The organism is Prauserella flavalba, from assembly GCF_003202235.1.
Taxonomy (GTDB): Bacteria; Actinomycetota; Actinomycetes; order Mycobacteriales; family Pseudonocardiaceae; genus Prauserella_A; species Prauserella_A flavalba.
Genome location: NZ_MASU01000005.1, coordinates 472,157 through 485,514, shown reverse-complemented (window position 1 = coordinate 485,514; position 13,358 = coordinate 472,157). Strand labels below are relative to the sequence as shown.

General features: G+C 72.1%; 14 protein-coding genes. 8 read left to right on the top strand and 6 right to left on the bottom strand.

Translation table 11 applies throughout. From position 1 onward, the window contains the following. The first annotated feature begins 61 nt into the window (after nucleotides 1-61). From BA062_RS09645 to BA062_RS09635, 3 genes are all read left to right on the top strand, one after another. Entirely contained in the window at nucleotides 62-865 is an 804-nt protein-coding gene (locus BA062_RS09645; RefSeq protein WP_245959747.1) for a TIGR03854 family LLM class F420-dependent oxidoreductase, read from the top strand. Between the two features lie 173 nt (nucleotides 866-1,038). Beyond that, nucleotides 1,039-1,443, top strand: a complete 405-nt coding sequence (locus BA062_RS09640; RefSeq protein ID WP_110335721.1) for a DUF6292 family protein — start codon at nucleotides 1,039-1,041, stop codon at nucleotides 1,441-1,443. A 16-nt stretch (nucleotides 1,444-1,459) separates the two neighbouring features. Further along, nucleotides 1,460-1,897: a MerR family transcriptional regulator gene (locus BA062_RS09635; protein WP_110335720.1), complete on the top strand. Its 438-nt coding sequence runs from the start codon at nucleotides 1,460-1,462 to the stop codon at nucleotides 1,895-1,897. Nucleotides 1,898-1,933: 36 nt separating this feature from the next. Here the strand turns inward: BA062_RS09635 and BA062_RS09630 are convergent, their stop codons facing one another. Both BA062_RS09630 and BA062_RS09625 read right to left on the bottom strand, forming a co-directional pair. After that, nucleotides 1,934-2,893: a DNA polymerase domain-containing protein gene (locus BA062_RS09630; protein WP_110335719.1), complete on the bottom strand. Its 960-nt coding sequence runs from the start codon at nucleotides 2,891-2,893 to the stop codon at nucleotides 1,934-1,936. 16 nt (nucleotides 2,894-2,909) lie between these two features. Further along, entirely contained in the window at nucleotides 2,910-4,769 is a 1,860-nt protein-coding gene (locus BA062_RS09625; protein WP_110335718.1) for a Na+/H+ antiporter, read from the bottom strand. A 245-nt stretch (nucleotides 4,770-5,014) separates the two neighbouring features. Between BA062_RS09625 and BA062_RS09620 the strand changes: the two genes are divergently transcribed. Further along, entirely contained in the window at nucleotides 5,015-6,436 is a 1,422-nt protein-coding gene (locus BA062_RS09620) for a sugar porter family MFS transporter (protein WP_110335717.1), read from the top strand. Here BA062_RS09620 and BA062_RS09615 read toward each other — a convergent pair. The 4 genes from BA062_RS09615 to BA062_RS09605 all read right to left on the bottom strand — a co-directional run bounded on the left by BA062_RS09615 (nucleotide 6,433) and on the right by BA062_RS09605 (nucleotide 8,799). Next, nucleotides 6,433-6,810: an STAS domain-containing protein gene (locus BA062_RS09615; protein ID WP_110335716.1), complete on the bottom strand. Its 378-nt coding sequence runs from the start codon at nucleotides 6,808-6,810 to the stop codon at nucleotides 6,433-6,435. The genes BA062_RS09620 and BA062_RS09615 overlap by 4 nt on opposite strands. 97 nt (nucleotides 6,811-6,907) lie before the next feature. Then, the gene (locus tag BA062_RS09610; RefSeq protein WP_110335715.1) at nucleotides 6,908-7,639 is read right to left on the bottom strand and encodes an STAS domain-containing protein; all 732 of its coding nucleotides are present in this window, start codon (nucleotides 7,637-7,639) and stop codon (nucleotides 6,908-6,910) included. Between the two features lie 34 nt (nucleotides 7,640-7,673). Continuing rightward, nucleotides 7,674-7,778 carry an LPFR motif small protein gene (locus BA062_RS41295; protein WP_369973557.1) on the bottom strand — a complete coding sequence of 35 codons (105 nt, stop codon included), beginning with the start codon at nucleotides 7,776-7,778 and terminating at the stop codon, nucleotides 7,674-7,676. Between the two features lie 118 nt (nucleotides 7,779-7,896). Then, on the bottom strand, nucleotides 7,897-8,799 hold the full coding sequence (locus tag BA062_RS09605; protein ID WP_110335714.1) for a LysR substrate-binding domain-containing protein: 903 nt from the start codon (nucleotides 8,797-8,799) through the stop codon (nucleotides 7,897-7,899). A gap of 128 nt (nucleotides 8,800-8,927) precedes the next feature. On the opposite strand from BA062_RS09605, the gene BA062_RS09600 reads away from it, so the two are divergent. From BA062_RS09600 to BA062_RS09585, 4 genes are read left to right on the top strand one after another with little or no spacing between them, the layout of a single operon-like run. Beyond that, nucleotides 8,928-9,866, top strand: coding sequence for a CoA transferase subunit A (locus BA062_RS09600; protein WP_110335713.1), 939 nt, complete (start codon nucleotides 8,928-8,930; stop codon nucleotides 9,864-9,866). Beyond that, complete coding sequence (locus tag BA062_RS09595) at nucleotides 9,863-10,636, top strand: CoA-transferase subunit beta (RefSeq protein ID WP_110335712.1); 774 nt, start codon at nucleotides 9,863-9,865, stop codon at nucleotides 10,634-10,636. The genes BA062_RS09600 and BA062_RS09595 overlap by 4 nt, the downstream gene beginning before the upstream one ends. A gap of 30 nt (nucleotides 10,637-10,666) precedes the next feature. Next, complete coding sequence (locus BA062_RS09590) at nucleotides 10,667-12,187, top strand: 3-hydroxyacyl-CoA dehydrogenase (RefSeq protein ID WP_110335711.1); 1,521 nt, start codon at nucleotides 10,667-10,669, stop codon at nucleotides 12,185-12,187. After that, nucleotides 12,187-13,347 (top strand): acyl-CoA dehydrogenase family protein, encoded by a 1,161-nt coding sequence (locus BA062_RS09585; RefSeq protein WP_110335710.1) that lies wholly within the window; start codon nucleotides 12,187-12,189, stop codon nucleotides 13,345-13,347. The genes BA062_RS09590 and BA062_RS09585 overlap by 1 nt, the downstream gene beginning before the upstream one ends. Nucleotides 13,348-13,358: the final 11 nt, after the last annotated feature.

Below are 13,358 nucleotides of genomic sequence, written 5' to 3'. Positions count from 1 at the left end.
GGCCTCGGGCAGCAGACCGGACCGGCGGAGTTCGCGGCCGCGATCGACGATCTCGAACGGCGTGGCATCGACTCGGTGTGGGCTGTCCGAGGTCGTGTCCTCCCACCAGGTCGACCCGTTCATCGGCATGGCCCACGCACTCGCCAGGACCGAGCGGCTCAAGGTCGGCACCGGGGTCGCCGTGCTGCCCGGCAGGCATCCGGTGCGGCTCGCCAAGCAGCTGGCCTCGCTCGCGGGGCTCGCCCCGGCCAGGGTGCTGCCGGTGTTCGGGCTCCGCCCGGCGAGGGCGCACGAGGTGGCGGCGTTCCCGGTGCCGGAGGGACGCAGGGCCGCGGTGTTCGACGAGACGCTGCGGGTGGTGCGGCTGCTGCTGACCGAGGACGAGGTCACGTTCCACGGCGAGTTCTTCCGGCTTCACGGGCTCGGCATCGGCGCCCGGCCCGCGAAGCCCCTCGACCTGTGGCTCGGCGGTGCGGCGCCGGCCGCGCTGCGGCGGGTCGGCAGGCTGGCCGACGGCTGGCTCGCCAGCTTCCTCACCCCGGAGGACACCAGGCGTGGGCGTGAGGCCATCGAGGCGGCGGCCGCCGAGGCGGGACGCGAGATCGAGGCCGACCACTACGGGATCACGCTCGCGGTCGCCACCGACGGCGTGCCGGACTCCCTGCTCGCGGCGGCGACGCGGCGGCGTCCGGACGCCGACCCGGCGGACCTGATCGCCACCGGCTGGTCCCACGCACGCGGCCTCGTCGAGCGATATCTCGACGCCGGGCTCACGAAGTTCGTCATTCGTCCGGGTTCGCCCGGCACCGACCTGGCGCGGTTCACCGACGAGTTCACCACCGAGCTGCTGCCCCTTCAGAACTGACGCGTAACCGCTGCGAAATCGCTTCGCGCTGGGTGATCCACTATGGACACCCAGCGCGATCATTCGTCACCGGAATGACCACTTGCGGTTCTTCCTTCGCCACGTAGGATCCGAATTACGTCAAGCAGTCGGCGACCCCCTCCCCCAACGATGCTGCTGCGGTGAGACGTCACATGGAACTCGAACAGCATGGACCGTCGGCGCGCGGACTGCGCCACTACGTCCAACTCGTCCGCGAAGCCATGGGGCTCAGCGGCGACTCCTCGTGTGTCCAGCTGGAGCCACCGGTCAACGCCTATCTCGCACTCGAAGGCAGACTCAGCTCGTTCCCCGCGCTCGACGTGGCGCTGACGTGGGACGAGGAGAACGGCTGGGCGCTCGCCGTCGAGGCACGGTGCTGTGACGACCTTCTCGTGCTGTCCTATCTCGACTCCGGCGTGCTGCCACCGCCGCGCACCGTCGCGCGCTTCGCGGCCGGCATGCTCGAGGGCACGCTGCACCAGCACCCTGAGCCGCCCCGGTTCCGGTCCGCGGGCAGCGCCGACGACCTGCCGCGGCAGCTGGCCGCCTACGCCTAGGACGGGGTGCTCACCGATGGACCTGCATCACCTCGACGACGAGCACCGCCCCACCTACACCACCGGCCAGGCCGCGGACATCCTCGGTGTGGAGCAACCGTTTCTGCGCAGCCTGGACAATGCGGGCGTGCTCTCGCCGGAGCGCTCGCGCGGTGGCCATCGCCGCTACTCGCGGCACCAGCTCGGCCAGGCGGGCAGGCTCCGGGAGTTGTTCGACGAGGGTCACAACCTCGCGGCGGCGCACCGGATCCTGGACCTGGAGCGCGAGCTGGCCCGCGCGCGCAGGGAGATCAGCGAGCTGCGCGGGCAGCTGCTGCGCTCGCACGAGGACCGGGGTTCCGGCGAGCAGGAACACCCCGGGGAGCCGGAACACCACCGCCGCCGGACCGTGACCGACGAACACGGACAGCTCTGGCTCGTCGACACGGAACGGCACCGGCGGTTCGGCGAGTGACCCCGCCGCGAGTCCGGCGCCCTGCCCCTCACCGGTTCAGCCGCGGCGGGCACGGGCGCGCCGCTTGCCCTCGTGCATCGCGGCGACCCTGGCGACCGGGATCGCCCTGCCCTCCTCGATCAGCTGCTCGCCGAGCCGCTGCGGCGGCGGCATCCGCTCGGCCCACGGGTCGCCGTCACCGAGCAGGCCCGGCACCGTGTGCACGGTGAAGTCGCGTGGCGTCACGTCGTCCAGCTCGGCCCAGTCGACGGGGAAGGACACGGTGGCGCCGGGGCGCAGCCGGGGGCTGTAGGCGGCGACCACCGTCGCACCGCCCGCGCGGGTCGAGTCGAGGAACACCTTGCCGCCCCGGTCCTCCCGGATGTACGCGGTGGTGGCGAGCACGGGGTCGAGCCGCTCCGCCCTCGCGGCGAGCGCGCGGGTCGCGGCGGCGACGTCCTCGATGGCCTCCTCCTCCGACACGGGCACGAACACGTGCACGCCCTTCGCGCCGCTGGTCTTCACGACGCCGGAGAGCCGGGCGTCGGCGAGTGCCTGCCGGACGAGGTGCGCGGCGCGGACCGCGAGCCCGAAGCCGGCGGAGTCCGCGTCGCCCGGCGGGTCGATGTCGAGCACGAGGTGGGTGGCGCGGTCCCAGCGCCGCGCCGTCACGAGCGTCGGGTGGTACTCCACGGCCCGCTGGTTGGCGAACCAGAGCAGCGTGCGGCGGTCGTCGCACAGCGCGTAGGACACCTGCCGTTGTGAGGACTCCGCCCACAGCGGCACCGTGCGCACCCACTCCGGCGTGTACTTCGGCACGTTCTTCTGCATGAACGGCCGCTGGCCGCGCAGCACGCGCATCACGGAGAGCGGGCGATCGCGCAGCCCGGGCAGGATCCGGTCGCGCACGGCGTCGAGGTAGTCGACGAGGTCGCGCTTGCTGGCCTCGGCGCCGTCGAACAGCGGCTGGTCGAGGTTGGTCAGCGCGACCCCGGCCCGCTCCTCGCCCTGCGCCATCGGCCCTCCCCGCGCCTCAGCCGAGCTGCCGGTCGACGAAGCACCAGCGCCAGCTCTCCCCCGGCTCGAAGCTGCGCATCACCGGGTGACCCGTCGTCTCGAAATGCCGGGTGGCGTGCCGGGCGGGCGAGGAGTCGCAGCAGGCGACCTGGCCGCAGGCGAGGCACAGCCGCAGGTGCACCCAGGTGCCGCCCTCGGCGACGCACTCCAGGCACGAGTCGGGCGAGCTGGGCCGCACCTCGGCGAAGTCCCGCTCCAGGTGCTCGCACGACCGCACGGTGGCCGGGGGCGTGGTCAGCTCCCGGTCGTTCTCGTCGGCATCACCGGACACGGAGTCGAGCATAGACTCCTCGATGTCCAGGCGGTCCAGAATCCGGCGCAGCACGACGTCGTCGACCCTTCGGTCCGCGCGGGCGGCGAGGAACTCCGCGCGCTCGGCCTCCAGCATCTCCAGCCGCAGCCTGCGGTAGGCCTCGCTCGGGGTCTCCCCGCCGGCCCCGCGCCTGCCGAGCTGCTCCCACGCGTCGTCCGAGCGGTAGCGGACGCGGTCGCGCAGGCGTTGCAGCACCTCCTCCGGGTCCTCTGGGCCGCGCACCTCGTCGAGCCGGGCGACACCGGCCCTGGTCATGTCGTCGAGCAGCGCCGCCTCCTGCAGGGCGTCCACGCCCGGGTCCGGCGCGGGCAACCGCAGCCGCCGCACGAGCACCGGCAGCGTGGTGCCCTGCAGCAGCAGCGTGCCCGCCACCACGACGAACGCGGCCAGCACCAGCACCGCCCGGTGCGGGGTGTCGGTCGGCAGCGCGAACGCCGCCGCGAGCGTGACCACGCCGCGCATCCCCGCCCACGCGATCACCGTCGAGTACCGCCACGGCCACGCGTGCGAGCCGGTGAGCCTGCGCAGCAGGCCGATGGCGAACATCCAGACGAACCGCAGCGCGATGGTGGCCGCCAGCACCGCGGCGCAGCTGAGCACGAGAGTGCCCGCGCTCAGCTCGCTCTCGCCGACCTCGACGAGGATCCTGCGCAGCTGCAGGCCGATGAGCAGGAAGACCATGTTCTCCAGCAGAAACTGGATCGTCTGCCAGTTCAGCCTGCTCGCCAGCCGCGAAGGGCCCGAGAGCATCGTCGGGGTGCGGTGGCCGACGATGAGACCCGCGGTCACCACGGCCAGCACACCGGAGCCGTGGATGAGCTCGGCGGGCAGGTAGGCGAGGAAGGGCAGCACGAACGAGAAGGCCGTGTCCAGCACCGGGTCCTCCATGCGCGTGCGCAGCCGCGCGGCGCCGAAGCCGACCACGAGGCCGGCGGCCAGGCCACCGACGGCGGCGAGCAGGAAGTTCTCCGCCGTCTCCAGGATCGTCACCGAACCGCCGATGGCCGCGATCGCGGTGCGCAGCGCCACCAGTGCCGCGGCGTCGTTGAACAGGCTCTCGCCCTCGAGCAGGCGGACGATCTTGCGGGGCATTCCGACGCGGCGCGCGACCGCGGTCGCCGCCACGGCGTCGGGTGGGGCCACCACGGCGCCCAGCGCGATCCCGGCCGCGAGCGGCAGGCCGGGCACGAGCAGCCACGCGAGCACGCCGACGCCGACGGCCGTGAACACCACGAGCCCCACCGAGAGCAGCGCGATCGGGCCCCGGTTGGCGCGGAAGTCGACGAGGGACGAGCGGATCGCCGTGGCGTAGAGCAACGGCGGCAGCAGTCCGAGCAGCACGACCTCGGGATGCAGCTCGTACTCGGGCATTCCGGGCACGAAGGACGCCCCGACGCCGACCACGATCAGGCACAGGGGCGCGGACCAGTTGAGCCTGCCGGCCACCGCGGTGACCACGAGCACGGCGACGACCAGTCCAGCGAGTTCAGCCGCGACCTCCATGTGCCCATCTAAGCGCCTGCACGGCCGCCAGCCCCCAAGGCCACCTTTGTTGCGTTCAACGCAACAAAGGTGGCCTTGGGGGCCCATCGGGTCACGCGTCGTGTCGGATGGGAGCCAGCCGGGTAGCCGTCAGCGACGGAAACCGGAGCGTGGGAAAGGTCACCGCCGTACCCGACATTGTCTGGACCACTCCTACCGTTACTCCGGATGGTCCAGCGAACGAGAGCCGGAGCTAGGAGTGGGTTGTGAGCACGGCATCGGCCGGTGAGCGCACCGGCCAGCAACACCTCGCGCACGTCGTCTTCATCGCCGGAGCGGCCGCTGTCGGCGGCTTCCTGTTCGGCTACGACAGTTCGAACATCAACGGCGCCGTGCTCGGCATCCAGCGACATTTCGACGTGGGCGAGGGCGTCACCGGGCTCACCGTGTCCTCCGCGCTGATCGGCTCCGCGGTGGGTGCCTGGTTCGGCGGGGTGCTGTCCCGGCGCGTCGGCCGCATCCGCACGATGCAGCTGGCCGCGGTGCTGTTCTTCGTCAGCGCGATCGGTGCGATGTTCCCCTTCGCCGTATGGGACCTCGCGATCTGGCGCGTCGTCGGCGGCGTCGCCATCGGTGTCGCTTCCGTGATCGGGCCCGCCTACATCGCCGAGGTCGCGCCGCCCGCCTACCGCGGCAGGCTGGCGTCGCTGCAACAGCTCGCCATCGTGCTCGGCATCGGCATGTCCGCGCTCGTGAACTGGGTCATCAAGGACTCCTCGCCCATCGGCGCGGACGGCACGCACGACATCAACGGCACCCTCGGCGGGATCGAGGCGTGGCAGTGGATGCTGGGCGCCGCCGCCGTCCCCGCCATCGTCTACTTCGTACTCGCCTCCGTGATCCCCGAGTCTCCGCACTACCTCGTCTCGATCGGCAAGATCGACAAGGCCCGCGCCGTGCTCGCCCAGGTGGAGGGCGACGCCGCGGAGGCCAAGCTCGCCGACATCCGGCGGGAGCTGCGCAGCGAGCGCAGGCCCGCCGTGCGCGACATCATCGGCGGGCGCTTCGGCCTGCTGCCGATCGTCTGGATCGGCATCGCGCTCGCCGCGTTCCAGCAGTTCGTCGGCATCAACGTGATCTTCTACTACTCGGACACCCTGTGGCACTCGGTCGGCCAGAACACCGACTCGCTGCTCATCTCGATGGTCAGTCCGACGATCAACATCCTCGGCACGTTCATCGCCATCGCCTTCATCGACCGGATCGGCCGGAAACCGTTGCTGCTCATCGGTTCCGTCGGCATGGCCATCGGCCTCGGCGTCGCGGCCGTGGCGTTCGGCAACGCGGTGACGGTCGACGGCTCGCTCCACCTGCCCGGCGCGTGGGGTCCGGTCGCACTGGTGTTCGCCAACGTCTTCGTGCTCTCGTTCGCGCTGTCGTGGGGCGTGATCCTGTGGGTGCTGCTCGGCGAGATGTTCCCCCTGCGCATCCGCGAGGCCGCCCTCGCGGTGGGCACCGCCGCGAACTGGATCGCCAACTGGCTGGTGACGGTGTCGTTCCCGAGCATGGGCACCTGGAACCTCGGTGTGACCTATTGGATCTACGCCGGGTTCGCCGTGCTCTCGATCCCCTTCGTCCTGAGGTTCATCAAGGAGACGAAGGGGACGGCGATCGAGGACGTCCGCTAGTCAGTCTCCAGCGCGTGGTCGACGGTCTGGTAGCCCGGCAGCACGTCGGAGAGGCCGCACAGCTGGATGGGCCGCTCCAGCCATCCCTGCCCGCCGGTGACGATGCGGACCGTGACACCGTGGGCCGCCGCCGTGGCACGGGACTCGGTGAGCGCGTTCAGCCCGGCCACGCCGAGGAACCGCACCGGCCGCAGGTCCACGACCAGCACACGAGGGAGGCTCCGCAGCGGCCCGGTGATCGCGGCGACGAGCTGCGGGGCGGTGCCGAGGTCGATCTCCCCGCTGACGACGACGAGGGCGACATCGACGGCGGGCCAGCACACATCGGAGTGCAAGAGCAGGTCGCTGTCTGGCGGCAACGGCTGTTCCATCATGGTCGCGCCTCCTCCCGAGCGGAGAAGGCCATGCTATTGCCCGATGCGAGCGCACGAGAGCCGTTCCGTCACGCCGAGCGGCCGTCTCCCACGCGCACTACGGTACGCGCAACGTCGCCCAGACGACCTTGCCTCCGCCCGAAGCCGGTGCGCTCCCCCACGCCCGTGCGACCCGCGCGACGAGCCGCAGGCCGGAGCAGCGGGAGGCACCATCGGCCCGCTCGTGCAGGACCGCCGGCGCCGGGTCGTCGTCGGCCACGGCGACGGTCACCCTGTCCTGCCACGACTCGAGCCGCACCACGGGATCCGACACGGTGTGCCGCATCGTGTTCTCCACCAGTTCAGTCACGACGAGCTTCGCGTCGTAGGCCAGGCCCGCGGCGTTCCAGCGACGCAGGACCCCCTCGGCGAACCGCCTGGCAAGGGCTCCGGAGGAAACCGCGGCGACGGCCCGGCGCCGGGGCGGTGGGGTCCCGACGGCGGCGAGCGCCGACTCCAGGTCGGGGAACACCGCGAGGAACCGGTCGATCGAGGTCGACCGGATCCAGCGGTGGCGCGCCTGGTCGCGCACCACCACGGACAACGGCACGGCCGGCCATTCGGCGATGCACGCGTACGCGCTGGTGAGCGCGGTCGCCGACGCGTCCGAGGCGAACCAGAGCCGGTCGAGTTCGACCACCACGGCGTCCGGCTCCTCGACGGCGCATCTGACGAGCGTGTCCCGCAGCCCGGAATACGTTCCCGCGGTCAGTTCGCCTTCCGGCCGGACCACGAGGCAGCCGGCGACGTCAGCCACGTGGATCGTCAGCAGGCTGCTGGGAGAAGTCATCCCACCGCTCCTCGTGCCGACCTTGGCCCTCGGCTCAGCGGCGCGGCCGCAGGACGCGCGCGAGGGCCCGGAACGGCAACGTGACCACGTTCGCGATGGTGCTTCCGATCATCTGCAGAACTTCGCTGATCCTTCGCATGGGAGCTCGGATACCCGTTCGGGTGACGCCGCAACCAGCGGGATTCGGGAACCGTCCGCTCGCGGGGGACGAACTCGGCAAGCACCGGCGCCGGGGAGGTGCCCGGCGCGGCAGCGGCTCAGTGGGCCGGCGCGGGCGTCGGCAGCGCCTGCTCGGCGATCGCGAGCACCGTGCGCAGCGCCGCCGACGGGTTGTCCGGCCGCCACGCGAGCGCGGCCTGCAGCCGCTCGCGGGGCCCCGCGAGCGGGCGGTAGACGAGCCCGGTCTGCTGGATGTGCTGACACGAGCTGAGCGTGAGCGTCACACCGACCCCGGCGGCGACGAGCGCCAGTATCGTCCAGGAATCGGGGGCCTCCTGCACCACGCGTGGGTTGAACCCGGCCTCGCCGCAGATGCGGACGGTCGCCTCCCGCACCGTCGAGCCCGCGTTGGCCGGGAAGCTCACGAACGGCTCCCGCGCCAGGTCGCCGACCGCGATGTCGTCGCGCCGCGCCAGCGGGTGGTCGGACGGCAGCGCGCACACCACCTCCTCCTCGTCGATCACCCGCGCCGCCACACCCGGCAGTGTCACCGGCAACCGGACGAACCCGAGGTCGAGCGAGCCGTCGGCGACCCGCGCGAGCGCGACGTTGGCGTAGGTCTGCCCTTTCATCACCAGCTCCAGCCCCGGATGCGCCGCCCGGACGGCCCTGGTCAGCAGCGGCAGGCTCTCGTGGCTCGACGCGCCGGCGAAGCCGACGCTCACCCGCCCGTACTCGCCGCGGCCCGCGGCCTTCGCGGCCCGCGTCGCGAGGTCGAGGTCGTCGAGCACGCGGCGCACCGGCTCCAGGAACGACTCCCCCGCGCTCGTCAGCCGCACCGAGCGGGTGTTGCGCTCGAAGAGCTGCACGCCCAGTTCCTTCTCCAGCTGACGGATCTGCTGGCTCAGCGGTGGCTGGGCCATGCGCAGCCGCTTGGCGGCGCGGCCGAAGTGCAGTTCCTCCGCCACGGCCACGAACGACGTCAGGTAGCGCAGCTCCACCGGTCACTCCCAGACTGAAACGACATCCGTATCAATCTGACCTTAATTCGGTATTGGACGGGAAACAATGCGGGCTGGCAAGGTGAGAGCCACCCGTCACCGCCGCACCCGAGCACTGGAGCCCGACGATGCCCCGGTCAGTACCGGCCCCGCCGGACAAGACGATGACCATGCGCGAGGCCATCGCGGCGCACGTGCACGACGGCGACACCGTGTCGCTGGAGGGGTTCACGCACCTGATCCCGACCGCGGCGGGGCACGAGATCATCCGGCAGGGCCGCCGGGGGCTGACGATCGTGCGGATGACCGCGGACATCGTGGTGGACCAGCTGCTCGCCGCGGGCTGCGTGAGCAAGCTCGTCTCGTCGTTCGTGGGCAACTCCTCGGCGGGCTCGCTGGGCGAGCTGCGCAGGCGTGTCGAGAGCGCCGAGCCGGAGCCGCTGGAGTTCGAGGAGTACAGCCACTACGGCATGATCTGCCGGTACCTCGCCGGCGCCCAGCGTCTGCCCTTCTACCCGCTGCGTTCCTACGCAGGCAGCGACCTGCCGTCGGTCAACACGGCCATCCGGACGGTGACCTCGCCCTACGCCGGCGAGCGCGTGTACGTCGTGCCGCCGGTGAACCCGGACGTGACGATTGTGCACGCGCAGCGCGCCGACCGGGCCGGCAACACGCAGGTCTGGGGCCTCACGGGCGTGCAGGCCGAGGCGGTGTTCGCCGCGCGCAGGGCCGTCGTGGTGGTGGAGGAGATCGTGGCCGACGAGGTGGTGCGCTCCGACCCCAACCGCACCGTGATCCCCGCGCACGTGGTGGACGCCGTCGTGGAATGCCCGCGCGGCGCGCACCCCTCCTTCGCCCAGGGCTACTACGACCGCGACAACGCCTTCTACCGATCGTGGTCGGCGATCAGCAGGGACCCGGACCGCCTCCAGGCGTGGCTCGCGGAATGGGTGCACAGCACGGCCGACCACGCCGCGTACGTCGCGAAGCTCGGCACGGAGTTCTGGGCCGGACTCGAGGTCGGCGAGGCCCTGAGCCTGCCGGTGAACTACGGGAGGCGGCTGTGACCCTTCGGACCCGCGAGTACACCTCCTCCGAGCTGCTGGCCGTCGTCGCCTCGCGCGAGCTGCGGGCACGGCGCACCGTCTTCGCCGGCATCGGCCTGCCGACGCTGGCGGCCTCGCTCGCGCACCTGACGGTCGCGCCCGAGCTGGAGATCGTCTACGAATCCGGCGTGTGCGGCGCGCATCCCTCGCACCTGCCGGAGACCATCGCCGACGCCGTCCTGATCACGGGCGCGGAGGCGGTGCTGCCGATGCCCGTGCTGTTCGGCTACGTGCTGCAGGGCGGGCACATCGACGTCGGTTTCCTCGGCGCGGCCCAGATCGACCGCTTCGGCAACCTCAACTCCTCGGTCATCGGCGACTGGCACGCGCCGAAGGTGCGCCTGCCCGGCCCTGGTGGTGCGATGGAGGTGATGGCCAACTCGCGCGAGGTGTTCGTGGTGATGCGCCGCCACGACCGGAGGTCCTTTGTGGACGAGCTCGACTTCTGCACCTCACCCGGGCCCGACCGGGCGCTGGCCGAGGGCGTCCGCCCGCTGGGCGCCGGTGTCACGAGGGTGGTCACCGAGCTCGGCATCCTCGCCAGGAGCGGACCCGGCGAACAGCTGCGGCTCGTGGCGGTGCACCCGGGCGTCACACCGGGGCGGGTGCGCGAGTCCACCGGCTGGGACCTCGCCGTCGCCGACGACCTCGTCACCGTCGAACCGCCCACGGCCGCCGAGCTGCGGCTGCTGCGCGAGGACGTCGACCCCGGCCGGGTCTACCTACGCTGAGTGCACGCCACATCGAGGAGAGATCGGAACATGCGCATCAGGATCATCGGCACCGGAGTGATGGGCCGGGGCATCGCCCAGTGGGCCGCCACCGCAGGGCACACCGTGGAGCTGGCCGACGCCCGGCAGGAGTCGGTGGATGAGGCGATCACGTTCGTCCGCGGCCTGCTCGACCGCGCCGTCGCCAAAGGCAGGACCAGCGCCGAGGAGGCCGCGGCCATCGCGGCGCGGCTCGTGCCCGTGGACTCCCCCGGCAAGCCGGGCGACGACGTCGACCTGGTGGTGGAGGCGATCAGGGAAGACCTCGACACCAAGGCCGCCCTGTTCACCGAACTGGAGGCGGTGCTGCCCGCCCACACCGTGTTCGCCACCAACACCTCGTCGCTGCCGATCACGCAGATCGCCGCGAGGCTCGGCGAGCCGTCACGGCTGTGCGGGCTGCACTTCTTCAACCCCGTGCCGCTGATGAAGATCGTCGAGGTGATCCCCGGCGCGCGGACGCGGCCGGACATCGTGGACTCGCTCACCACGCTGGTCCGCGACACCGGACACCGCGCCGTGGTCGTCGCCGACACCCCGGGCTTCCTCATCAACCACGCCGGCCGGGGCCTGGTCACCGAGGCGCTGGCGCTGTTGGAGGAGCAGGTCGCCGAGCCGGCGGAGCTGGACCGCATCGCGAGGGACGTGCTCGGCCTGAAGATGGGCCCGTTCGAGCTGATGGACCTCACCGGCCTCGACGTCACGGCCGCGGTGATCGACTCGATCTGGCACGGCTTCCGCTACTCCGACCGGCTGCGCCCCTCGTTCCTCACGCCGAACCGGGTCGCCGCGGGCCTGCACGGCCGCAAGACCGGTCGCGGCTGGTTCGACCACACCGAGGGCGCGATCGCGCCCGGGGAGGCACCGGTCACGGGCGACGCGCGGCGTCCCGTGTGGACGTCCGATGCGGACATCCGGGAGGCGCTGGCGGGGGCGGGCGCCACGGTGGAGGACGGCGACGCACCGTCGCCCGGCGCCGTGGTGCTGGTGGCGACGTGGGGAACCACGGTGTCGGCCAGCATCGCCGGGGACGGGCTCCCCGCGGCCCGCACCGTCGGCGTCGATCCCCTGTCGCTGCCGTCGTCGCGGCGCGTGCTCGCGGTGACCCCGGCGACCGACCCCGCGTTCGCGCGCGACGCGCGGGCGGTGCTCGCGCTCGGCGAGCACACCGTGTCGGTGGTGCGCGACAGCGCGGGCTCCCCCGCCCAGCGGCTGGTGTCGTCGATCGTCTCCGTCGCCGCGTCGATCGCCGAGCGCGGCATCGCGAGCCCCGGCGACATCGACGTCGCGGTCACCACCGGCCTCGGCTATCCGGTCGGCCCGCTCGCCTGGGGCGAGCGGATCGGCGGCACGAAACTCCTCGAGCTGCAACGGAACCTGCACACGAGCACCGGCGACCCCCGCTACCGGCCCACGCGCTGGCTCACCGAGCGCGCGCAGCTCGGTCTCCCGCTGACCGAGCGGGGAACGTCGCCCTCCGACGTCACCGAGTCCGGAAAGGACATCCACTGATGCTCTCCCGCGACTTCGGGCTCACGGAGACCCAGCGCGACATCCGCGACCTGGCCGCCGGGTTCGTGGACGCCGAGATCGTCCCGCACGCACGGGACTGGGACCGCGCCGAGCGCGTCGATCCGGCCATCGTGAAACGCTTGGGAGAGCTGGGTTTCCTCGGGCTGATGGTCGACGAGCGCTACGGCGGGGTCGACGCCGACACGCTCTCCTACGTGCTGGTGACCGAGGAGCTGGGGCGCGGCGACTCCGCCGTACGCGGCATCGTGTCGGTGTCGCTCGGCCTGGTCACCAAGACCATCGCCGGCCACGGCACCGAGGAGCAGCGGCGGGAATGGCTGCCGCGCCTGGTGAGCGGCGAGGCGCTCGGCTGCTTCGGGCTCACGGAACCAGGCACGGGTTCCGACGCCGGCTCGCTGCGCACGCGCGCGGTCCGCGACGGGAGCGACTGGGTGTTGCGCGGCAGCAAGCTGTTCATCACCAACGGAACCCAGGCGAAGGTCGCGCTCACCTTCGCGCGGACGAGCGAGTCGGGCATCACGGCCTTCCTGGTGCCCACGGACTCTCCCGGCTTCACGGCCACCGAGATCAAGGGCAAGCTCGGCCTGCGCGGGCAGGCCACCGCGGAGCTCACGTTCGACGACGTGCGGGTGCCCGATTCGGCGCGGCTCGGCGAGGTGGACCGCGGGCTCGGCATCGCGCTCGGCGCGCTGTCGCGGGGCCGGATCTCCGTCGCGGCCGGCGCGGTGGGCGTCGCGCAGGCGGCGCTCGACGCCGCGACCCGCTACGCCGGGGAACGCGACCAGTTCGGCAAGCCGATCGCGTCCTTCCAGCTGGTGCAGGAGCTGCTCGCCGACGCGGCGGTGGACGTGCAGGCGTCGCGGCTGCTGACCCACCACGTCGCGCGCATGGCTGACGCGGGCGTGAAGCCGAAGGACTACGCGACCGACGCCTCGGCCGCGAAGTATCACGCGAGCGAGACCGCCGTGCGGGTGAGCAACAACTGCCTCCAGGTGTTCGGCGGCTACGGCTTCATCGACGAGTACCCGGCGGGCAAGTACGTCCGGGACGCCCGCGTGCTGACCCTCTACGAGGGCACGAGCCAGATCCAGAAGCTGATCATCGGCAGGGACCTCACGGGCATCAACGCGATGTCCTGACCCTCACCCCG

Bases quoted from the DNA above. Each gene is read 5' to 3' on its own strand.
- BA062_RS09640 (WP_110335721.1), top strand. From the start codon at position 1,039: ATGGAACTCGAACAGCATGGACCGTCGGCGCGCGGACTGCGCCACTAC.
- BA062_RS09635 (WP_110335720.1), top strand. From the start codon at position 1,460: ATGGACCTGCATCACCTCGACGACGAGCACCGCCCCACCTACACCACC.
- BA062_RS09630 (WP_110335719.1), bottom strand. From the start codon at position 2,893: ATGGCGCAGGGCGAGGAGCGGGCCGGGGTCGCGCTGACCAACCTCGAC.
- BA062_RS09625 (WP_110335718.1), bottom strand. From the start codon at position 4,769: ATGGAGGTCGCGGCTGAACTCGCTGGACTGGTCGTCGCCGTGCTCGTG.
- BA062_RS09615 (WP_110335716.1), bottom strand. From the start codon at position 6,810: ATGATGGAACAGCCGTTGCCGCCAGACAGCGACCTGCTCTTGCACTCC.
- BA062_RS09610 (WP_110335715.1), bottom strand. From the start codon at position 7,639: ATGACTTCTCCCAGCAGCCTGCTGACGATCCACGTGGCTGACGTCGCC.
- BA062_RS41295 (WP_369973557.1), bottom strand. From the start codon at position 7,778: ATGCGAAGGATCAGCGAAGTTCTGCAGATGATCGGAAGCACCATCGCG.
- BA062_RS09600 (WP_110335713.1), top strand. From the start codon at position 8,928: ATGCCCCGGTCAGTACCGGCCCCGCCGGACAAGACGATGACCATGCGC.
- BA062_RS09590 (WP_110335711.1), top strand. From the start codon at position 10,667: ATGCGCATCAGGATCATCGGCACCGGAGTGATGGGCCGGGGCATCGCC.
- BA062_RS09585 (WP_110335710.1), top strand. From the start codon at position 12,187: ATGCTCTCCCGCGACTTCGGGCTCACGGAGACCCAGCGCGACATCCGC.